Genomic DNA, 19,382 nt, shown 5'->3' on the forward strand with positions numbered 1-19,382 from the left:
TCGATTGGACGCTTTCCGTGAAAAGGCTGTCACACAAGGGTTCTCCGCCGAGGAGGTGGAGCGGTGGGCGGCGGTCGCCCGTCCCTGCCTGAGGTTGAACCTCGGCGGGGACGGGCCTGTCGTCGGCCGGTTCGGCGGTCCGCTGCTGCTCCCCGCCGACGCCCCCGACCCCACACACCCGTTCGTCGCGTCCCTCGACCTGGCGGCGCTGCCCGCCGAGGCCGCGGGGCTCCCCCTGCCTTCCGACGGTCACCTGTTGCTGTTCGCCTTCCCCGAGGACGACGACTGCTACGGCGAGGTCGGCAGCGCGGTCCACGTCCCGGCGGGAACCGCCGTGACCGAGCGGGGCAGGTACCTGTCCTGGTGGGCCGATGTGGACGACTACCGCGACATGGTCGACCTGTACCCGCAGGGACCGCTGCGGGTGGCGGCCGACGTGTCGCTGCCCCACTTCTGCGAAGACGACTTCTCCGTCGACCTGTGGAAGGACTCGAAGTGGCCCCCGTACTCGGCCGGCCTGGTCGGGCTCCTGCGCGAGGCCCGTGACGACGCGGGTGACTGGGGGACGCTCCAGATCGGAGGGTGCGCCTCCGAGGAGGTGACGGATCTGAGCGACCCGCTCGAGTCTGTCATCCGCACGGCCCTGCGCGCCCAGCAGGCGGGCAAAGTGGACGGCGAGATCTCGGAGCACTTCGCGGACTGGGTGCTGCTGGCCGACTGGCACACCGACATCGACGGCTGGGAGGGCGCCACCGTCCACTGGGCGATGCAGCGCGAGGACCTGGTCGCCCGGCGCTTCGACCGCGTCTTCGTCACGCGGTACTGGAATCCCTGATCGTCACCCGGCACGTGAGCGTGGCGGCGTCGTCACCGCCACGCTCACGCGGCTAGCGGAGTTGGTCGTCGGTGTAGTACCCGGATTCCACAAGAACCTTGCGGTAGTTGGCTTTGTCGACGCTCACCGGGTTCAGCAGGAAGGCCGGTACGACCTTCACGCCGTTGTCGTAGTCGTTGAGGTTGTTCAGCTGCGGTGGCGTGCGGTCCTTCAACACGGCCTCTGCCATCAACGCCGTGGCCTTCGCCAGTTCGCGGGTGTCCTTGTAGATCGTCGAGTACTGCTCGCCGGCGAGAATGGACTTCACCGAACCGAGTTCGGCGTCCTGGCCGGTCACGACCGGGAAGGTGGGCCCGTAGCCCGCGTTCTTCAGCGCGGTGAGGATGCCGAGGGAGATGCCGTCGTAGGGCGAGAGCACGCCGTTCACCTTGGCCTTGCGGTAGCTCGTGCCCAGGATCTCCTCCAGGCGCTTGCGGGCGGTCTCGCCGTCCCACCGGAGGGTCGTGACGGCTTGGAACTCCGTCTGACCGCTGCGCACCACCAGCTTGCCGTTGTCGAGGTACGGCTTGAGCACGGACATGGCGCCGTTGAAGAAGAACGCCGAGTTGTTGTCGTCCGCCGAACCGGCGAACAGCTCGATGTTGAACGGGCCCGCCGCAGCTCCGGGGCTGCCGTCGGGGTTGCGCAGGCCCAGCCCGGTCAGCAGCGACTCCGCCTGGTAGATGCCGACCCGGAAGTTCTCGAACGTCGCGTAGAAGTCGACGTTCGGGCTGCCGCGCAGCAGCCGGTCGTAGGCGATCACCGGGATCCTGGCGTTCGCGGCCGTGTCGAGCGGCTGGGTCAGCGCCGAGCCGTCCACCGACGCGATGATCAGGAGCTTCGCGCCCTTGGCGATCTGGCTCTCGATCTGCTTCACCTGCGTGGGCACGTCGTTCTCGGCGTACTGCAGGTCGACCCGGTGCCCCCGCGACTCCAGGTCGCGCTTGATGTTCTCGCCGTCGCTGATCCAGCGCTCCGACTTGGTCGTCGGCATGGTGACGCCGACGAGCGCGTTGTCGGCGGGCTTGGGCTGCTGCCCTGCCGCCGGCCCGCCGCACGCCGCCGCCAACAGCGCGACCGCCAGCACAGCGAACCTCGGTAATCCCATTGCTGCTCCTCGCGTGGATCGACATGGACGGTCGCCACGGTTCGAGGCAGGCCGAAATCGCGGCTTCGGTGTGACCCGCGCCACAAGCGGATGTGGACGTTAACAAGCGAACTTGGCCGAATCAAGCCAAGACGTGAAGTCGTTGTCGTGTCTGCCAGTTGAGCGATTCAGATCTCGAATCGCTCCTTGCCCCTGACACCGGCGTCAGGTTCTAGCCTCGTGGCATGACCTTCTCCTCCGGCACGCACGACGGTCGCTTCGACGGCGTTCGCGCCGCGTTCGAGAACAACCTCGCCACCGGCGAGGAACTCGGCGCCTCGCTCGTCGTGGACGTCGACGGTGAGTCCGTTGTGGACGTCTGGGGCGGCTACCGCGACGCCGCCCGCACCGCCGCCTGGGAACGGGACACCATCGTCAACGTCTGGTCGACGACGAAGACCGTCACCAGTCTCGCGGTCCTGGTGCTGATCGATCGCGGGCTGCTGGACCCCCGCGTCCCGGTCGCCCGGTACTGGCCCGAGTTCGCCGGCGGCGGCAAGGAGGCCGTCGAGGTCCGCCACCTCCTGTCGCACACCTCCGGCCTTTCCGGACTCGAGCAACCGGTGCGGCTCACCGATCTCTACGACCCGGCCGACACGGCGGCGCTCTTCGCGAGCCAGGAACCTTGGTGGGAACCAGGAACCGCGGCGGGTTACCACGCGGCGACCTACGGCCACCTGCTCGGCGAACTGGTCCGGCGGGTCACCGGCAGCACGCTGCGCGAGTTCATCGCTTCTGAACTGAGCGGTCCGCTCGCCGCGGACTTCCAGCTGGGCGTGGCGGAGGAGGACTGGGCTCGCGTCGCCGAGATCGTCCCGCCGCCTCCGCCGACCGTGTTGCCCGAGCCCGGCAGCATCGCGGCCCGGACGTTCGCCGGCCCCGCCGTGGACGCCCGTGCGGCCAACACGGCCGACTGGCGCCGGGCGGAGATCGGCGCGCTCAACGGACACGGCAACGCACGTTCGGTGGCGCGGCTGCTGTCCGTGATCGCGCGGGGCGGCAGCGTCGACGGCACCCGCCTCCTCGGCGACGCGACCCTGGACCTGATCTTCGAGGACCAGGCCGACGGGGTCGACCTGGTCCTCGGCATCCCGATCCGCTGGGGAACGGGTTTCGCGTTGCCCCGGAAGGAGACCCTTCCCTGGATCCCCGCGGGAAGGGTCTGCTTCTGGGGCGGGTGGGGCGGGTCGATGATCATCATGGACCTCGGACGCCGGCTCACCATCTCGTACGCGATGAACCGCATGGCGCCCGGGATCATCGGCTCGAACCGCAGCGAGGACTACGTTTCCGCCGTGTACGACGCGATCGGCTGACTCAGGCGATCAGCGTTGCAGCGTCAGCAGGCCCGGCCGGTACGGCAGGAGACCGTAGTCGCCGCCGGAGTTGGGACTGCGGCCCTGGTAGAGGAGCTGGAGGTTGCAGGGGTCGATGGTCTTGGTCTGGTCGGGGTTGGTGCGGATGATGTCGCCGTGGCTGATGTCGTTGGTCCAGCTGGCTCCGCTGTTGGCCTTGCCGGCGAACGGGTTGCTCTCGGTGGCGGCCTGCGGGGTCCAGGAACCGTTGAGGCTGCTCGACGTGAACGAGCGGAAGTAGCGCCCGTTGTTCCCGATCGCCTCGACGATCATGAGGTACTGGTTCTGGCCCTGGACCTTGTAGACCTCGACGCCCTCGAACAGGTTGTTCGTCGTGTCGCTCATGATCTGCGTCCAGGACGAGCCGAAGCTGCCGGGGAAGTTCCCGATCGGCATGGTCGCCCGGTAGATCTTGCCGTTGTCACCGGCGAAGAACAGGTACATGTTCGTGTCGTCGCCGATGAGCGTCTGGTCGATCGGGCCCGTGCCGGAGTTGGGAATGCTTCCGGTGAACAGGGTCTGCGCCGACGACCACCCGTTCGCGTTGGTGGGGTCGTTCGACGTCCGGTAGCTGAACGCGGTCGGACCCCACTGGTAGGTGAGCACCCAGATGTTCTTCGGCGCGAAGTAGAACAGCGTCGAGGCGACGGCGCCCTGGCTCATCCCGTTCTGGCTGGCCGAGGCCATGTCCGACCAGTTCGCGAAGGTCCCGAAGTTCATCGAACCCCACGTCGTGCCCGTGTCGTGCGTCGTCGCGTAGACCAGGTGCCTGCCGTTGTACAGGACGTGGGTGAAGTCCTTGAGCGACACCCATCCCTGCTTCGGGTTCGCGAGCGAGCCGGTCGACGACCAGCGATAGGTCGACGGGAGCTGACACGTGCCGCCTGGCGGTGTGGTCGTCGTGGTGGTGGGATTCGTGCCGCCGCCGACGCGAACGAGCTGCCATTGCTGGTTGGCACCGTTCCAGTCGCTGTACTGGACGACATTGGCGCCGTCGGCGGTCGAAGCCCCCTGGACCTCGACGCTCTTGTTGCTGTTGCGGTTGATCAGCCGCACATAACCGCTGTCGGAGTCGGCGAGGCGGAACTGCTGGTTGGTGCCGTTGCCGTCGGACCACTGGACGATGTTGCCGCCGTCAGCGGTCGAGAAGTTGTAGACGTCGAGCACTTTGCCCGACAGCCGTGACTTCAGCCGGTAGTAGCCGCCGCCCGAGTCGACGAACTGCCACTGCTGCTGGTTGCCGTCGTTGCGCGCCCACTGGGTGATGCGCGCGCCGTCGTTCGTGGCGAGGTTGTAGACGTCCAACGCCTTGCCGCTGTTGCGGTTGACCAGCACGTACCAGGCGGAGGTGTCGACGGTCGCCGCCGACACGGGCGTCGCGTTGAACGCCGCCAGGAGGCCGCCGAGCAGGACGGCCACTGCGGCGACGACGCCGGCCACTCGACGTCTGCCGGCGCGGAGGACGGAGGTGGGCGGGTGATGGCCTGATTCGGCCATGAGCGTGCTCCTCTTCGGTGAGGTGAAGGAGAAACACGACCAGGGCACCATTCGATCGACCACTTGCGCCGAGTGGCCCATCGCGTTTTCTGAACGAACACTGAATACGTCACAGAGGTGCCACTACTGCGGTTACCGGTCGCGTCCGTCAGACTCTGAAGGAGGATCTCCGTCCGGTCAAGAATTGTCGAACGCATTCGACTGGGGAGCCTGTCGAACAGCGAAGAATCTACTTCGCCGGTATTCCCAGCGGTTCGATCCGGGCCGGTACGTGCTTGTGCCACGGTGTGCCGGCCCATTCGTCGCGGTCCTCGGCGGCGGTGAGCTCGTTGGGCGCGACGCCCGTGCGTTCCTTCACCGTGAGCCCGAGACCGTTGGGCAGCGAGACGTGGCCGGAGCGCATGGTGTCGGTGGCGTCCACGGACACCTCCGCGGTGCCGCGCCGGGTGGTGAGCCTGACCAGGTCGCCCGTGGTGACGCCCAGCCGTGCCGCGTCGGTGACGCTGATGCGCAGCCGGCCGTCCGGGTCGCGCCGCCGCCAGCTGGGGTCGCGCATGATCGTGTTGGCCGTGAACGCGCGGCGCTCCCCCGCGGACAGCACGAAGGGCCACTCCGGGTCCTGCTGCGGAACGGGCCGATCCCCCAACGCGGCCACCGCGGCAAGGAGTTCCGGCACGTCGAGGTTGATCCGGTCGCCGGACATGCGCTGCCACGACGCGTCGTCCTCGTCGTCGGTGATGTGCACGCCGTGGCTGCCCTCGACGATCGCGTCGAAGAGCCGCTCCCCCGCCGCGAGCCCGGACCCGTAGCCCGCCTTCTCCACGCCCGCAGGGTTCTTGCGGGCGCACTCGTGCGCGGCCATCCACAGCACGGCGGCCGCGGAGGCGTCGTGCGGCAGCGTGGGGCCGAGGGTGCGGTACAGCAGGACGGAGGCGAGCCGCCGCTTCGCCGGGTCCGCGAGGGCGGTGAGGAACGCCTGCGCGAACTCGGCGCGTCCGGCAGCCGCGGCCGCGCGCAGCGGTGCGTAGTCCTGTTCGGTGAGCGCGCCGGACGCCTCGACCAGCCGGGCGTGGATCTCCGGTTCCGGCAGCACGCCGTCCGGTGCGGACACGACGGGGTGGCGCAGGTGGAAGACGTTGCGCGGGAAGTCGAAGTTGAAGAACGTGGCCTCGAACTTCTCGAACTGCGTGGGCGCGGGCAGCACGTAGTCGGCCAGGCGCGCGGTCTCGGTCATCGCGATGTCGATGACGACCACGAGTTCCAGTGCTGCCAGTGCTTCCCGCATCCGGGCCGAGTCGGCCAGGGAGTGCGCCGGGTTCGCGCTCTCGACCAGCATCGCGCGGTAGCGGGCCGGGTGGTCGGTGAGGATCTCCTCGGCGATCACGTTGCACGGCACCAGACCGCTGATGATCTGCGCGCCCACGACCGGGCTGAGCGGACCCTCGCCGTGCGCGTGCCCGCGGTCGCGACCGATCGGCACCAGGCTGGAGGGCACGTACTGGGCGCCTCGTTTGCCGAAGTTGCCGGTGAGCAGCCAGACCAGCTTCTCGACGTAGCTCACCAGCGTGGAGTCGCGGTTCATCTGGACGCCGAGGTCCTCGAACACGGCGACCGAGCCGGCGGCGGCTATCCGGGCGGCGACAGCGCGCACCAGCGTCTCCTCGACGTCGGCGACAGCGCAGTAGTCAGCGACCGGCACCTGGCGCAGGACGTCGGTGACGGCGTCGAGGCCGTCCGCGTGCTCGGCGAGCCACTCCGCGGCGATCAGGTCCTCCTGCACGAGCACCGCGGCGAGCGCGGTCAGCAGGTAGAGGTCGGTGCCGGGCCGGACCTGGAGGTGGAAGTCGGCGAGCTCCGCCGTCTCGGTCCGCACGGGGTCGATCACGATCATCGACCGGGCCGGGTCCTTGCCGATCTCCTTGAGCACCGACCGGGCGCGCGGGAAACCGTGCGACTGGTAAGGGTTCTTGCCGACGAACAGCGCGACCTCGCAGTGCTCGAAGTCCGCGCGGGTCATGTTGCCGATCATGCGGGCGCTAACCCAGAACTCGCCGGTCTTCTCCTGCGCGAGCGCGGACGAGCGGTACTTCGCGCCGAACGCCGCCAGGGTGGCGGGCGAGTACGCGCCGCCGAGGTGGTTCCCCTGACCGCCCCCGCCGTAGTAGAAGATCGTCTCCCCGCCGAACGTGTCGCGCACGGCCCCCAGCCGCGCCGCGACCTCGCTGATCGCGGTGTCCCAGTCGATCTCCTCGAAACCGCCGTCCGGCCGCCGCCGCAACGGGTGCGTGATCCGGCCGGTGTCGCCGTTCTGGTGCAGGTCGAGGCGCAGCGCCTTGTTGCAGGTGTACCCGGCCGACGCGGGGTGGAGCTTGTCGCCGCGGATCTTGTCGAACGACCGGCCGTCGTCACCGACGAGGACCTCGATCCCGCAGTTGCACTCGCAGAGGATGCACGCGCTGGGCTTCCACATGGGCAAGGCTCCTAGTCTCGTCGCTCCAGCAGGGGCGCGATCTCGACGAGCACGTCGTCGAGCGGGCCCAGGTCACGGTGGGCACGGCAGAGGATGATCGCGCCCTCGATCACGGACACGACCACGGTCGCCAGCCGTTGTGCGCGTGGTGCATCGAACCCGTTGGCGGACAACGCCTCCGCGAGGCTGGCCTGCCACCGGCTGAAGATCTCCCGGACCAGCTCACCGGCGTCGGGGATCACCTCGCGGCTGTCCATGGCCATCGCGGCGACCGGGCAGCCCGCCCGGTAGCCGGTCTTGGTCAGCGCACGCTTCCAGAAGGCGACGAGCCGTTCCACCATCTGCTGGACGTCGCCCTCGGCCGCCGACTCGCTGACCATGGCGGCGATGTAGTCCCCGGCCTGGCGCACCGCGCCCAGGACCATCTCGTTCCGGCCACCCGGGAAGTGGTGGTAGACGGACCCGCGCGGCGCACCGCTGTGGGCCAGGACCGCGTCGACCGTGACGCCGGCCGCGCCGCGTTCGCGCAGCAGCAGCACCGCGCTGTCCAGCATCCGCTGTTTGGTGCCCCGCCTGCCCTGTTCGCTCATCGACACCTTCTCCCTGACTCGGGAGTATGGCAGAGACCATAGTCAATGTCATGGGTGTGGCGCTCCGGATGAGTTCCTAAGCCTGTTGCCAGAAGTTGTGTCCGCTACTCGCCCGAGCAACCCTTCGCCTGTCCCTGATGGCGTCTGCAAGTACCACCAACTCAACATCAACAGGCACTTTCCTACTACCAACAGGCTGGCGAGCCCCGGAGAGCGCGGCGCCTGTTCGCCAGACGGCGAACAGGTTGGATGTGGTTGACGGCGATTCGATCAAGAGTTGGTGGTACTTGCAGACGCCTCGGCACCAACAGGGAACCGAGGTTTCGGACAAGACTTCTGGCCAGGTGCTCAGAGGCCGAGACGCTGCTGCTCGGCCTGCACCACCCGCTGCTCCACCGACACCGCCGAGTCCAGTGCGCTGGCGTGCGAGTGCTTCGTGTCGCTCTCGCGCGCGTAGTGGTCGAACAGCAGGGTCTTGTGGTCGCGGATCTCCTGGACCCGCGCGTCCACACTGTCCTTGACCAGCAACCGGTGCACGTGGACCTTGCGGACCTGGCCCATCCGGTGACACCGGGCGATCGCCTGGTCCTCAGTGCTCGGCTTCCACTGCGGCTCTGCGATGATCACCACGGACGCGGCCTGGATGTTGAGGCCCACGCCGCCCGCCTCGATCTGGGCCACCAGCACCGCGTGGTCCTCGCTCGCCGTGAACGCGTCCACCAGCTCCTGACGGCCCTCCGCGGACGTCGCGCCGGTCAGCGGGCCGAAGACCTCGACGTGGTCCGCGACCGCGTCCAGCACGTCGTGGAAGTACGAGAACACCACGACCTTCCAGCCGTTGTCCCGCGACTCCTCGATGATCTCCAGCAGACGTTCCAGCTTCGCCGAGCCGCGGGGTGTGCCCGGTGCGTAGGCGGCGCGGCGCATCGCCATCAGGTTCCCCGCGCGCACCGCGTCCAGGTACGCGCCACGGTCCTGCTTGCCGAACTCGACCCAGTCCTCCATCTCGAGCAGCTCCGGCAGCTCCCCCAGCACGTCCTCCTGGTTGCGCCGCAGGTACACCGGTGCGACGACGCGGCGGAAGGCCTTCGCCCCCACCACGGCGTCGGTGGCGCCCGTGCGGGCCGCGACGCCCGGCTGGAGGTAGGCGACCAGGTTGCGGAACTCCTCGACGCGGTTCTCCATCGGCGTGCCGGTGAGGAGCACCGCCCGTTCCGCGCGCTGCACGATCTTGTTGACCGCCTGCGAGCGCTGCGTGTCCGGGTTCTTCACGTAGTGCGCCTCGTCGACCACGACCATCGCCGGGCGGAACCTCTTCGGCAGCACCAGTTTCGGCAACGTGCCGAACGTCGTCACGCCGACACCGCCCTGCGCCAGCCACTCGCCTACCGCGCCGTCGCGGCCGGTGCCGTGCATCCGGTGCGGCACGAGGTCGCTGTGCCTGGCGATCTCGTTGACCCAGTTGACGACGACGCTCGCCGGGCAGACCACCAGGAAGCCACGCCTGCCACCGGCGGCGAGGCTGGCCATCACCGCGATGGCCTCGATCGTCTTGCCCAGCCCCATCTCGTCGCCGATGATCACGCGTTTGCGGGCCAGCGCGAACTTCGCCCCGAACACCTGGTAGCCGCGCAGCGACACCTTCAGCAGGCTGGTGTCGAGCGGGGTCGCGTCGACCTCGTGCTCGATCTCGGCCGGCACGAAACCGTTGGCGGCACTGCGATCCGGCACCGCGTCCGCACCGGCGAGGTCGGCCAGGAGCGTGTTGTAGGCGGCCGCGTCGAGCTCGTAGTCGCGCCACAGCGCGCGGTGGTCCAGGTCCGGCACGCGCAGCTGCGTGCCGACCGCGCGCAACGCCGCCACGTCCCGGCTGGACAGCAGCGTCTCGAGCCGGCCGAGCGAGTCGAGGGCGGCCTGCCGGTTCTTCCGCAACGAGAAGAACATCCGCAGCCTGCTCCAGGCACGGGACGCGGCGCGCACGTCCGCGTCGACCCTGCCCAGCACGTCCGAGATCGGCTCGCGCAGCGGACCGACGAGCTGGTTCGCCCTGCGCAGCTTGGACATCAGCTGCAGCAGCTCGGTCTGGGCACGGTCGGCGCGGTCGGGGTTCAGCCGGACCGTCGTCTCACGCGCGACACCCTCGGCGACGGCGCGGGCGGCCCGCACGATCTGCTCTGCGGACTGCCTGCCGACGCCGGGCACGCCGTCGAGCTGTTCCGGGCGCGCCCTGGCGACGTCGGCGACGGTCCGGTAGCCGGCGGCCTTCAGCTTGCTCAGCCGCAGGTTCGCCTTGCTGTCCCGCAGCTTGTCCACCGGCATGGCCCGGAGCTGGTCGGCGACCTGCGAGTCCTGGATCGCCTGGTACTGCGTGGCGGCGAGCGCGTGCAGCCGTTCCGGTTCCGCGCGCACCCCGGCCGCCTCGGCGCGGAACGCCTTCGCTGCGGCCAGCACCGCGCGAGCATGCCTACCGACCTTCGACGAGTCGTCCACCCGTGTCCTTCCGTCAGGCGGTACGAGACTACCGAAGCCGCGATCAGTGCCCGAGCAGGCGGGAGGACTCCTCCGCGCGGCGCAGCGCCGTCAGCAACGCGGCCCGCCCGGTGTGGTCGATGTCCTCGGTCAGCGCGTCGGTCGCGGCCTGCCCGCCCAACTGGAGCTTCTCGACCGGTTCGCGGCGCACGGCAGCCAGCCTGGCGACGTCGAAGCCGGGCCGGACGAACGTGAGCAGCAGCCGCACCTCGTCCTCGCCGCGCTGGTGGCTGTCGAGCAGGTGCCGCTCCCACGACCGGCTCGCCGCGGTCCGCGAGCTCATCACCCGCGTCCGGAGCTGGCCGGGAGACCCACCGATCAGAAATCCTCCGCCACGCCGTCAGTTGTGGCAGCCCCCTCACCCCGGTGGAAGGATTGATGACCATGACCGACGCTCGACCGCTGGGCACCGACGAGGCCACGTTCATCGAGGCGGTCCGTTCAGGCGACGCGGCGCGGTTCGCGGTCATGACCGAACGCCACCGGCGTGAGCTGCAGGTGCACTGCTACCGGATGCTCGCGAACTACGAGGACGCCCAGGACCTGACGCAGGAGACGTTCCTGCGCGCCTGGCACAAGCGGGAGTCGTTCAGGGGCCACGCCGCGCTGCGGACCTGGCTGTACCGGATCGCGACGAACGCATGCCTCGACTTCCTGGAGAAGCGCGGCGACCGCACACCCGTGCAGTCCGAGCTGTCGGACTCCGAACTGCTCTACCTGCAGCCCTACCCCGACCGGATGCTTCCGGAGGACCCGCAGGAGTCGGTGGTGGCGCGGGAGACGATCGAGCTGGCGTTCATCGTCGCCGTCCAGCACCTCCCGCCGCGGCAGCGGGCGGTGTTCGTCCTGCGCGACGTCCTCGGCTGGCCCGCGCCCAAGGCCGCCGACGTACTCGAACTGACCGTCGCCTCGGTGACCAGCGCGCTGCAACGGGCGCGCGTGACGATGCGCGAACAGCTGCCCGGCCGCCGCCTGGACTGGCGCAGCCTCGGCACCTACGAGCTGTCGGACGACGAGCGCAGCGTGGTGAGGTCGTACATCGACGCCCACGAGCGCAACGACCTCGACGCGCTGACGTCCCTGCTGCGCGACGACCTGCGCTTCGCGATGCTGCCCGAGGCCGGCACCTTGAGCACGACTGCCAAGGACGCGGTCGAGGGCTGGATCTCCGGCGGGCTCTTCCAGCCAGGGCACGACGACTGGCGCGGCACCATCACGACGATCAACCGCATGCCTGCCGCCGTGCTGTACCTCCGCACCGCCGACTCCCCGGAGCACCGGCTCTTCGCCGTCGCGGTCCTGCGCGTCGTCGACGGCAGGATCGCCGAGCTCATCGGCTTCGACGCCGCCGGCACACCCTGGCTGGACCTGTCCCCGACGCTGTGACCGTGCTCAGCGCCTCGTCTCGTAGCGGGTCAGCACCACGCCGCCGGAGAACGTCCGCGTCTCCACGAGGTCCAGGTTCACCCAGCCGTCCAGGGCCGTGAAGAACGGCGTGCCGCCGCCCACCAGGACCGGGTAGGTGACCACGGCGTACTCGTCGATCAGCCCGGCTCGCATGGCGGTCGCGGCGAGCGTCGCGCCGGCGATGGCCATCGGGCCGCCGTCGCCTGCCTTGAGCCGGGTGATCTCGGCGACCGCGTCGCCGGTGACCACGCGGGTGTTCCAGTCGACCTCGACGGCCGACGAGGAGAACACCACCTTCGGCGTGTCCCGCCAGTTCTTCGCGTACTCGATCTCCGTGGGGGTGGCACCGGGCCGCTGGTCGCCGGTCGGCCAGAAGGAGCTCATCTCCTCCCACAGCTTGCGCCCGTACAGCGACAGCTCGATCGCCTGCTCCCGCTCGAGCCACCACTGGAACAGCTCGTCGTTGCGCGGCCCGCTCCAGCCGATGTCGTCGCCGGTCGCGGCGGTGTAGCCGTCCAGGGTCGCGTTCATGGCGAAGATCAGTTTCCGCATCGTGCCAGCCTCTCGTGAGTGGATCTCACACGTACAGACGGGCGCGGCGGGAGAACCTAATCGGTGCGGCTCACACGCGCCCCCGCTTGCCGGAACCTCGTCGCGAGCCGCTCGAACGCCACCGCGAGCTCATCGCCGCGGATCACCTCGACGTCCACGTCGAGCTGCGCCATCCACAGCGCGAGCCGGTCGGGGTCGTCGGATCCCACCTGGACGCGGCACGTGGACTCGTCGACCACCTCGATGTCGACCGGGATGTGGATCTTCGCGGCGATCTCGGCCGCGGAAGCGTGCATCAGCACCTCGGCGCGGTACTTCCAGGCGCCCTTGCTGACGCGGGCGACGACGTACTCGACGACGTCGTCCGCGGGGATCGCGCGCGGCCGGAACCGCGCTCCCGTCGGGGCGCGCGGGACCATGCGGTCGACGCGGAAGACGCGCCAGTCGTCGCGGTCGAGATCCCACGCGAGCAGGTACCAGAGCGCTCCCCAGCTCACCAGCCGCTGCGGTTCGGCGTGGCGCGCCTCTTCGTCTCCCCCGGGCTTCGTGTACCCGAACCGCAGCCGTTCGTGGCCGCGGATCGCGGCGGCGACCGCGCCGAGGACCGAGAGATCGAGCGACGGCCCGATCCCCGGCACGACGCTGGTCGCCTCACGCACCGCCTCCACGCGCCGGCGCAGCCGCGAGGGCAGCACCTGCTCCAGCTTCGCGAGCGCGGTGAGCGAGGTTTCCTCCACACCAAGCTTTTGGGTAGCGACCGCACCCAGTGCGACGGCCACGGCCACGGCCTCGTCGTCGTCGAGCAGCAGCGGGGGCATCGCCGTCCCTGCGGCCAGCCGGTACCCGCCGGCGACACCGGGGCGTGCGTCCACGGGATACCCGAGCGACCGCAGCTTGCCGATGTCGGCGCGCACGGTCCTCGTGCTCACGTCGAGCCGGGCGGCGAGTTCCGTGCTCGTCCAGTCGCGCTTGAGCTGCAGCAACGACAGCAGTTCGAGCAGTCGGGCCGAGGTCTCCAGCATGTTCTCGATCATGGCAGCAATTGCGGAAGTCATCCTGCCGCATTGCCTGAAAACGTCTGCGTCATGAACCAGAACAACGCACTCACGCCGTTCCGCGTCGACATCCCGCAGGCGGATGTCGACGACCTGCGCGACCGGCTGGCACGCACGCGCTGGCCGCTCCCCGTGCCGGGCCGCGACGACCGCGCCGACTTCAGTCGCGGCATCCCGCTGGTGTACCTGAAGGAGCTCGCCGAGTACTGGCGCGACGAGTTCGACTGGCGTGCGCAGGAGGAGAAGCTCAACGAGCACGAGCAGTTCACGACCGTCGTGGACGGCCAGACGTTCCACGTCATCCACGTTCGATCAGCGAATCCGGACGCCGTCCCGCTGGTCCTGAACCACGGCTGGCCGAGCTCGTTCGTCGACTACCAGCGGCTCATCCCGCTGCTGACCGACGACTTCCACGTGATCGTGCCGTCGCTGCCCGGCTTCGGGTTCTCCACCCCGCTGTCGGGGACCGGCTGGGAGCTGGCGCGGACGGCGGACGCCTACGCCGAGATCATGACGCGGCTGGGCTACGAGAGGTTCGCGGGCCACGGCACCGACGTCGGCGCGGGCACCACCGGGCGTCTCGCGGCGATCTACCCCGAGCGCGTCATCGGCACGCACACCGGCGTCGACCAGCGGCTGCTCGGATTGCTCGGCGACAAGTTCCCGTTCCCCGAAGGCCTGGCCGAGGACGAGGTCGCCCAGATCGAGGCACGGCGCGCCGAGCACACGGCCGACCGCGGCTATCTCCTGATGCAGGACCACCGTCCCGACACGATCGGCCCGGCGCTCACGGACTCGCCCGTCGCCCAGCTCGCGTGGATCGCGGAGAAGTTCAGGACCGGGACCGGCGGCACCTACCGGACGCCGGACGAGTCGGTCGACCGCGACCAGCTGCTCACGAACATCAGCCTGTACTGGTTCACCCGCAGCGGTGCGTCGAGCGCGCAGTTCTACTACGAGTCGGAGCACTCCGGACTCGAACTGGTCATGGCCGCCGAGGTGCCGTCCGGATGGGCCGTGTTCGACACCCACCCGCTCGTGCGCCGCGCGATGGACCCGTGGAAGGCGGTCGGCCACTGGAGCGAGTTCACCGAGGGCGGTCACTTCCCCGCGATGGAGGAGCCGAAGCTGCTGGCGGACGACATCCGCACGTTCCTCCGCGGCCTTTCCTGACCCTCACGGCAGGGTGCCGTTGCGGCGCAGGTGGTTCCGCGCGTGCTCGATGGCCTCGGGTGTGCTGGCGAACGTGCGCACGCCGTGGGTCTCCAGCTGGCGGCGGTGCTCGTCGCGCACGCCGGAGAGGAGCACGGTGACTCCCCTGCGCTCCAGCCTTTCCACGGCGTCGCGCAGGACCAGCACCCCGGTTCCGTCCATTGTGGACACGCGGGACATCCGCAGGATCACCACGGAGACCGCCGCGATCTCGGTGAGCTCCAGCAGGAAGCGATGGGCCGCCGCGAAGAACAGCGGCCCGTCCAGCCGGTAGGCGACGATGTGCTGGGCGAGCAGCTCGTGCTCCTCCAGGGTGTGATCGCCGGGTTCGAGCGGTTCCTCGTCGATCCGCGCGGACCTGGCGACGGCCCGCAACGCCAGCGCGCCCGCCACGACCAGGCCGAGGATGACGGCGGTGACGAGGTCGAGGGCCAGTGTCGCGACCGCGGTGAGGGCGAGCACCACCGCGTCGGAACGGTTCGCGCGCATCAGGACCCGGACGGAACCGACCTCGACCATCCGCACCGCGGTGGCGAGCAGGACTCCGGCGAGCACGGCCAGCGGGATGCGCCCGACGACCGGCGCCGCGGCGAGCATGATCACGGCCAGCGTCACCGCGTGCACCAGCGCCGCCAGTCGTGAGCCCGCACCGGAGCGGACGTTGACCGCCGTCCTGGCGATCGCCGCGGTCGCGGGCACGCCACCGAACATCGGCGTGATGACGTTCGCGATGCCCTGACCGAAGAGCTCGCGGTCGGGGTCGTGCCGCTGGTTCACGCTCATGCCGTCGGCGACCGTCGCGGACAGCAGGCTCTCCAGGGCGGCGAGCGCGGCCACGGCGATCGCGGACGGCAGCAGCGTCCACAGCGCGTCCAAGTCCAGAAAGGACAGTGACGGCGCCGGCAGCAACGCGGGTAACGCGCCGATGCGGGGAACGGGGAGGGACGAGATCTCCGCCACCGCCGTGCCCGCCGCGACGGCCAGCAGTGAGAACGGGATCGCCGGTTTCCAGCGCGCACCGGCGAGCATGATCACGACGACCCCGGCCGCGAGGGCGACAGCGGGCAGAGCGGGGCCGGACCCGAACGCTCTCACGGCGTTCACCACGACGTTGTGGCCGTCGGGGGTGGGCACGCCGAGTGCCGCGGGGATCTGCTGCAGCGCGATGACCGCGGCGATCCCGAGGGTGAAGCCCTCGACCACCGGAGCCGGCACGTACCGCATGTAGCGCCCGGCCCTGGCCAGTGCGAGGGCGAGCAGCAACAGGCCCGCGAGCAGGCCGACGGTCAGCACGCCGCCCGGCCCGAACGTGGCGACGATCGGCACCAGCACCACCGTCATCGCGCCGGTGGGCCCGGACACCTGCAGACTCGACCCGCCGAAGACCGCGGCCAGAGCGCCCGCGATGATCGCGGTCGCCAGCCCCGCGGCGGCGCCGAGGCCGGACGCCACGCCGAACCCCAGTGCGAGCGGCAACGCCACGACCGCGACCGTCAGACCTGCGACGACGTCTCGCGATGTCGCGGCGGACCAGTCCGCCTTCGCGGGCAGGAACGCTCTCACGCCGAGTCCGCACGCAGCTGCGCCAGCAACTCGTTCTGCCCGACCAGCAGCTCGGTGAGGATCCTCCTGGCCGCCTTCATCAGGTCGGCCACGTCCGCACCCGCGAGCGCGTACACCACCGTCGACCCCTCACGGGTCGCCGTCACGATGCCGGACCTGCGCAGCACGGCGAGCTGCGCGGAGAGGTTCGACGGCTCGACCTCGATCTCGGCCAGCAGGTCCCGCACCGCCTTCGGGCCGTCCTGCAGCAACTCCAGCACCCGGATGCGCACCGGGTGGCCCAGCATCCGGAAGAACTCGGCCTTCGCCTGGTACAGCGGAACCGGCACCGCTCAGTCCTCCTCGGGCGCGTCGACCGGCACCCCGTGCTCCGCCGCCAGCCGCCGCAGGTTGGCGAGATCCGCGCGGTGCACGTCCGCCGCGTACTCGTCCTGCTGCTCCACCGCCTGCCGCACCGCTTGTTCCGCCTGCCCGACGCGCAGGAGAAGGCTGTCCTCGAACTCGTTCACGGGCCCACGACCTGTCGACTTGAAGAATTCTTCAATTCGACACTCTACAACTCCGTCACCCCTCGCGGGTGTTTGCACCGGAGGCGGCAGCGCGCCAGTATTGAAAGATGTCGAACCAGGGCGAAGGCGGCTGCGAGCCGCTGTCCGAGGAGCCGCTCGCGCAGGAGCTGGCCGCGGAGATGGCGACGGTGTTCAAGGCGCTCGGCGACCCGGTGCGCCTGCGCCTGTTCTCGATGATCGCGTCGCGGCCGTCCGGCGAGGTCTGCGTGTGCGAGCTGACACCCGCGTTCGAGCTGTCGCAGCCGACGATCTCGCACCACCTCAAGCTGCTGCGGCAGGCCGGCCTGGTCGACTCGGAGCGCCGCGGCACGTGGGTCTACTACCGGGTCCGCCCGGAGACCACGGACCGGATGGCCGCACTGCTGGCCAGCGTCAGCGGAGCTCCCGCTCCGGCCTAGCCCAGCGGCGCCGCAGCCACAGGCTCACGTAGACGAGCCCGACGAGCACCGGCACCTCGATCAGCGGCCCGACCACACCGGCGAGCGCCTGCCCGGAGGTCACGCCGAACACGCCGATCGCGACGGCGATGGCCAGCTCGAAGTTGTTGCCGGCGGCGGTGAACGCCAACGTCGTGGTCCGCTCGTACGACAGCCCGGACGCCTTGCCGAGCGCGTACGACCCGGCCCACATGATCGCGAAGTAGACCAGCAGCGGCAGCGCGATCCGGACGACGTCCAGCGGGCGGTCCGTGATCGTCTCGCCCTGCAACGCGAACAGGACGACGATCGTGAACAGCAGGCCGTACAACGCGATCGGGCCGACGCGCGGCAGGAACCTCGACTCGTACCAGTCGCGGCCCTTGGAGCGCTCCCCCAGTTTGCGGCTGAGGTAGCCGGCGAGCAGCGGGATGCCGAGGAAGATCAGCACGGACTTGGCGATCTCCCAGGCGGAGAAGTCGGCCGACGTGGTGTCGAGGCCCAGCCAGCCGGGCAGCAGGTCGAGGTAGAACCAGCCGAGCACGCCGAACATGACCACCTGGAAGACGGAGTTCAGCGCGACGAGCACCGCGGCGGCCTCGCGGTCGCCGCACGCGAGGTCGTTCCAGATGATGACCATGGCGATGCAGCGTGCGAGGCCGACGATGATCAGGCCGGTGCGGTACTCGGGCAGATCGGCCAGGAAGATCCAGGCCAGCGCGAACATCAGCGCCGGGCCGAGCACCCAGTTCAGCACGAGTGACAGCACCATCGTGCGCCTGTCGCGGGTGACGGTGCCGAGCTCGTCGTAGCGGACCTTCGCGAGCACCGGGTACATCATCAGCAGCAGACCGAGGGCGATCGGCAGCGACACCTCGCCGATCTTCACCGCGTCCAGCACGCCCTGCAGGCCGGGCACGAACCGGCCGAGCAGCAGGCCGGCGACCATGGCGACACCGATCCACACCGGCAGCAGTCTGTCCAAAAAGGACAGACGATGCAGGACGTCCGGCGCCGCAGTTTCCTTGGTGCTCAACGGGTTCTCCTGAAGTGAGGGCAGTTCAGTCGCAGCAGGCACTGCTGGCGCGCAGCGGCCCGCCCGGCGCGAGGACGGCGGCGAGGGTGTCGATGGCGGCGTTGTCGATGCGGTACCAGCTCCAGGTGCCGCGGCGTTCGCGGCTGAGCACACCGGCCTGCACGAGGATCTTGAGGTGGTGGCTCAGCGACGACTGCGGCATGCCGAACTGGTCGGCGAGGTCGCAGAAGCACGCTTCCTGCCCCTCGGTCCGGCGCACGAGGCTGACCAGGTCGACGCGGATCGGGTCGCCGAGCGCCTTGAACAGGCGTGCGGCGGTCGCCGAGTCGAGCAGCGTCCGGTCAGGGCTCGTCATGAGCAAGACCATAGCGGCTTGGATTGACAGAAGTCGATACAAGGAGTGTGATCTGCATCGACATAGTTCGGTCCAAGGAGATCTGATGTCCCGCACCAGCGGACTCCCCCAGCACGAGCTCAGCGCCCAGCTGCTCCGGATCACCGATGAACTCTCCGACAGGTTCCACGGCGTGTTCGGCCGCGAGACCGTCGCGAAGGTCGTGGACGAGACCTACGACCTGCTCTCCGACAACGCGACCATCAACACCTACCTGCCGGTCCTGACCGCGCGGTTCGCCAGGCAGAGGCTGACCGACCAGGGCCGCGCCGACGGCCTGACCACCATCACCGTGCCGCAGGTGCTGTTCCTCTGCGTGCACAACGCGGGCCGCTCCCAGATCGCCGCCGCGCTGCTGGAGCACCACGCGTTCGGCAAGGTCTCCGTGCGTTCGGCGGGCAGCAGGCCCACGGGCACCATCCCCCGGACCGTGACCGACGCGCTCGCCGAGCTCGGCGTCGAGCTGACCGAGGCGTTCCCGAAGCCGCTGACCGACGAGGTCGTGCGCGCGGCCGACGTCGTCGTCACCATGGGCTGCGGCGACGCGTGCCCGGTGTACCCGGGCAAGCGCTACCTCGACTGGGACGTCGCCGACCCGGCCGGCGCCTCGCTCACCACCGTCCGCGAGGTGCGCGACGACATCGACCGCCGCGTCCGCGGCCTGCTGTCCGAACTGCTCCACGACTGAGAATCCCGCTGGGAACAAGGAGAACCGC

The 19,382-nt window shown here is 69.7% G+C and carries 19 protein-coding genes; 6 read left to right on the plus strand and 13 right to left on the minus strand.

The genetic code is table 11. The annotated features are described in order from the left end of the window. The first annotated feature begins 55 nt into the window (after positions 1 to 55). Positions 56 to 835, plus strand: coding sequence for a DUF1963 domain-containing protein (locus ACSHWB_RS40215; RefSeq protein WP_439658559.1), 780 nt, complete (start codon positions 56 to 58; stop codon positions 833 to 835). A gap of 52 nt (positions 836 to 887) precedes the next feature. Here ACSHWB_RS40215 and chvE read toward each other — a convergent pair whose 3' ends face one another. Continuing rightward, positions 888 to 1,982 (minus strand): multiple monosaccharide ABC transporter substrate-binding protein, encoded by a 1,095-nt coding sequence (gene chvE, locus ACSHWB_RS40220; protein ID WP_439658560.1) that lies wholly within the window; start codon positions 1,980 to 1,982, stop codon positions 888 to 890. A gap of 224 nt (positions 1,983 to 2,206) precedes the next feature. Between chvE and ACSHWB_RS40225 the strand changes: the two genes are divergently transcribed. Then, positions 2,207 to 3,337 carry a serine hydrolase domain-containing protein gene (locus tag ACSHWB_RS40225; protein ID WP_439658561.1) on the plus strand — a complete coding sequence of 377 codons (1,131 nt, stop codon included), beginning with the start codon at positions 2,207 to 2,209 and terminating at the stop codon, positions 3,335 to 3,337. Positions 3,338 to 3,346: 9 nt separating this feature from the next. Here the strand turns inward: ACSHWB_RS40225 and ACSHWB_RS40230 are convergent, their stop codons facing one another. The 5 genes from ACSHWB_RS40230 to ACSHWB_RS40250 form a co-directional block, all read right to left on the minus strand. Beyond that, complete coding sequence (locus ACSHWB_RS40230; RefSeq protein ID WP_439658562.1) at positions 3,347 to 4,873, minus strand: non-reducing end alpha-L-arabinofuranosidase family hydrolase; 1,527 nt, start codon at positions 4,871 to 4,873, stop codon at positions 3,347 to 3,349. A 229-nt stretch (positions 4,874 to 5,102) separates the two neighbouring features. Next, on the minus strand, positions 5,103 to 7,343 hold the full coding sequence (locus ACSHWB_RS40235; RefSeq protein WP_439658563.1) for a molybdopterin-dependent oxidoreductase: 2,241 nt from the start codon (positions 7,341 to 7,343) through the stop codon (positions 5,103 to 5,105). 11 nt (positions 7,344 to 7,354) lie between these two features. Continuing rightward, positions 7,355 to 7,933, minus strand: coding sequence for a TetR/AcrR family transcriptional regulator (locus ACSHWB_RS40240; RefSeq protein ID WP_439658564.1), 579 nt, complete (start codon positions 7,931 to 7,933; stop codon positions 7,355 to 7,357). Between the two features lie 348 nt (positions 7,934 to 8,281). Then, positions 8,282 to 10,384: an SNF2-related protein gene (locus ACSHWB_RS40245; protein WP_439658565.1), complete on the minus strand. Its 2,103-nt coding sequence runs from the start codon at positions 10,382 to 10,384 to the stop codon at positions 8,282 to 8,284. Positions 10,385 to 10,466: 82 nt separating this feature from the next. Beyond that, entirely contained in the window at positions 10,467 to 10,745 is a 279-nt protein-coding gene (locus tag ACSHWB_RS40250; RefSeq protein WP_439658566.1) for a hypothetical protein, read from the minus strand. Between the two features lie 101 nt (positions 10,746 to 10,846). Between ACSHWB_RS40250 and ACSHWB_RS40255 the strand changes: the two genes are divergently transcribed. Next, the gene (locus ACSHWB_RS40255; RefSeq protein ID WP_439658567.1) at positions 10,847 to 11,848 is read left to right on the plus strand and encodes an RNA polymerase subunit sigma-70; all 1,002 of its coding nucleotides are present in this window, start codon (positions 10,847 to 10,849) and stop codon (positions 11,846 to 11,848) included. Positions 11,849 to 11,854: 6 nt separating this feature from the next. Here the strand turns inward: ACSHWB_RS40255 and ACSHWB_RS40260 are convergent, their stop codons facing one another. Next, entirely contained in the window at positions 11,855 to 12,421 is a 567-nt protein-coding gene (locus ACSHWB_RS40260; RefSeq protein WP_439658568.1) for a dihydrofolate reductase family protein, read from the minus strand. Positions 12,422 to 12,477: 56 nt separating this feature from the next. After that, on the minus strand, positions 12,478 to 13,443 hold the full coding sequence (locus ACSHWB_RS40265) for a helix-turn-helix transcriptional regulator (protein ID WP_439664753.1): 966 nt from the start codon (positions 13,441 to 13,443) through the stop codon (positions 12,478 to 12,480). 63 nt (positions 13,444 to 13,506) lie between these two features. Between ACSHWB_RS40265 and ACSHWB_RS40270 the strand changes: the two genes are divergently transcribed. Then, positions 13,507 to 14,649 carry an epoxide hydrolase family protein gene (locus ACSHWB_RS40270; protein WP_439658569.1) on the plus strand — a complete coding sequence of 381 codons (1,143 nt, stop codon included), beginning with the start codon at positions 13,507 to 13,509 and terminating at the stop codon, positions 14,647 to 14,649. Between the two features lie 3 nt (positions 14,650 to 14,652). Here ACSHWB_RS40270 and ACSHWB_RS40275 read toward each other — a convergent pair whose 3' ends face one another. The 3 genes from ACSHWB_RS40275 to ACSHWB_RS40285 are packed head-to-tail and all read right to left on the minus strand — an operon-like array spanning position 14,653 to position 16,760. Continuing rightward, complete coding sequence (locus ACSHWB_RS40275) at positions 14,653 to 16,251, minus strand: SulP family inorganic anion transporter (RefSeq protein ID WP_439658570.1); 1,599 nt, start codon at positions 16,249 to 16,251, stop codon at positions 14,653 to 14,655. Continuing rightward, on the minus strand, positions 16,248 to 16,580 hold the full coding sequence (locus ACSHWB_RS40280; RefSeq protein ID WP_439658571.1) for an ArsR/SmtB family transcription factor: 333 nt from the start codon (positions 16,578 to 16,580) through the stop codon (positions 16,248 to 16,250). The genes ACSHWB_RS40275 and ACSHWB_RS40280 overlap by 4 nt, the downstream gene beginning before the upstream one ends. 3 nt (positions 16,581 to 16,583) lie before the next feature. Then, positions 16,584 to 16,760 (minus strand): hypothetical protein, encoded by a 177-nt coding sequence (locus ACSHWB_RS40285; protein WP_439658572.1) that lies wholly within the window; start codon positions 16,758 to 16,760, stop codon positions 16,584 to 16,586. Positions 16,761 to 16,867: 107 nt separating this feature from the next. Here ACSHWB_RS40285 and ACSHWB_RS40290 point away from each other — a divergent pair, with 107 nt between their 5' ends. After that, entirely contained in the window at positions 16,868 to 17,218 is a 351-nt protein-coding gene (locus ACSHWB_RS40290; RefSeq protein ID WP_439658573.1) for an ArsR/SmtB family transcription factor, read from the plus strand. Here ACSHWB_RS40290 and arsB read toward each other — a convergent pair. Both arsB and ACSHWB_RS40300 read right to left on the minus strand, forming a co-directional pair. Then, a complete protein-coding gene (arsB, locus tag ACSHWB_RS40295; protein ID WP_439658574.1) occupies positions 17,193 to 18,272 on the minus strand; it encodes an ACR3 family arsenite efflux transporter in 1,080 nt (359 codons plus the stop codon). The genes ACSHWB_RS40290 and arsB overlap by 26 nt on opposite strands. Positions 18,273 to 18,297: 25 nt before the next feature. Then, positions 18,298 to 18,627 (minus strand): ArsR/SmtB family transcription factor, encoded by a 330-nt coding sequence (locus ACSHWB_RS40300; RefSeq protein ID WP_439658575.1) that lies wholly within the window; start codon positions 18,625 to 18,627, stop codon positions 18,298 to 18,300. Between the two features lie 85 nt (positions 18,628 to 18,712). Here ACSHWB_RS40300 and ACSHWB_RS40305 point away from each other — a divergent pair, with 85 nt between their 5' ends. Then, on the plus strand, positions 18,713 to 19,354 hold the full coding sequence (locus tag ACSHWB_RS40305; protein ID WP_439658576.1) for an arsenate reductase ArsC: 642 nt from the start codon (positions 18,713 to 18,715) through the stop codon (positions 19,352 to 19,354). Positions 19,355 to 19,382: the final 28 nt, after the last annotated feature.

The sequence above is a fragment of the Lentzea sp. HUAS TT2 genome (assembly GCF_051853195.1).
Lineage (GTDB): Bacteria > Actinomycetota > Actinomycetes > Mycobacteriales > Pseudonocardiaceae > Lentzea.

Excerpts from the sequence above, each read along its gene's own strand:
- ACSHWB_RS40265 (WP_439664753.1), bottom strand. The coding sequence starts at position 13,443 with ATGCTGGAGACCTCGGCCCGACTGCTCGAACTGCTGTCGTTGCTGCAG.
- ACSHWB_RS40300 (WP_439658575.1), bottom strand. The coding sequence starts at position 18,627 with ATGACGAGCCCTGACCGGACGCTGCTCGACTCGGCGACCGCCGCACGC.
- chvE (WP_439658560.1), bottom strand. The coding sequence starts at position 1,982 with ATGGGATTACCGAGGTTCGCTGTGCTGGCGGTCGCGCTGTTGGCGGCG.
- ACSHWB_RS40305 (WP_439658576.1), top strand. The coding sequence starts at position 18,713 with ATGTCCCGCACCAGCGGACTCCCCCAGCACGAGCTCAGCGCCCAGCTG.
- ACSHWB_RS40250 (WP_439658566.1), bottom strand. The coding sequence starts at position 10,745 with ATGAGCTCGCGGACCGCGGCGAGCCGGTCGTGGGAGCGGCACCTGCTC.
- ACSHWB_RS40260 (WP_439658568.1), bottom strand. The coding sequence starts at position 12,421 with ATGCGGAAACTGATCTTCGCCATGAACGCGACCCTGGACGGCTACACC.
- ACSHWB_RS40270 (WP_439658569.1), top strand. The coding sequence starts at position 13,507 with ATGAACCAGAACAACGCACTCACGCCGTTCCGCGTCGACATCCCGCAG.
- ACSHWB_RS40230 (WP_439658562.1), bottom strand. The coding sequence starts at position 4,873 with ATGGCCGAATCAGGCCATCACCCGCCCACCTCCGTCCTCCGCGCCGGC.
- ACSHWB_RS40225 (WP_439658561.1), top strand. The coding sequence starts at position 2,207 with ATGACCTTCTCCTCCGGCACGCACGACGGTCGCTTCGACGGCGTTCGC.
- ACSHWB_RS40235 (WP_439658563.1), bottom strand. The coding sequence starts at position 7,343 with ATGTGGAAGCCCAGCGCGTGCATCCTCTGCGAGTGCAACTGCGGGATC.
- ACSHWB_RS40290 (WP_439658573.1), top strand. The coding sequence starts at position 16,868 with ATGTCGAACCAGGGCGAAGGCGGCTGCGAGCCGCTGTCCGAGGAGCCG.
- ACSHWB_RS40240 (WP_439658564.1), bottom strand. The coding sequence starts at position 7,933 with ATGAGCGAACAGGGCAGGCGGGGCACCAAACAGCGGATGCTGGACAGC.
- ACSHWB_RS40255 (WP_439658567.1), top strand. The coding sequence starts at position 10,847 with ATGACCGACGCTCGACCGCTGGGCACCGACGAGGCCACGTTCATCGAG.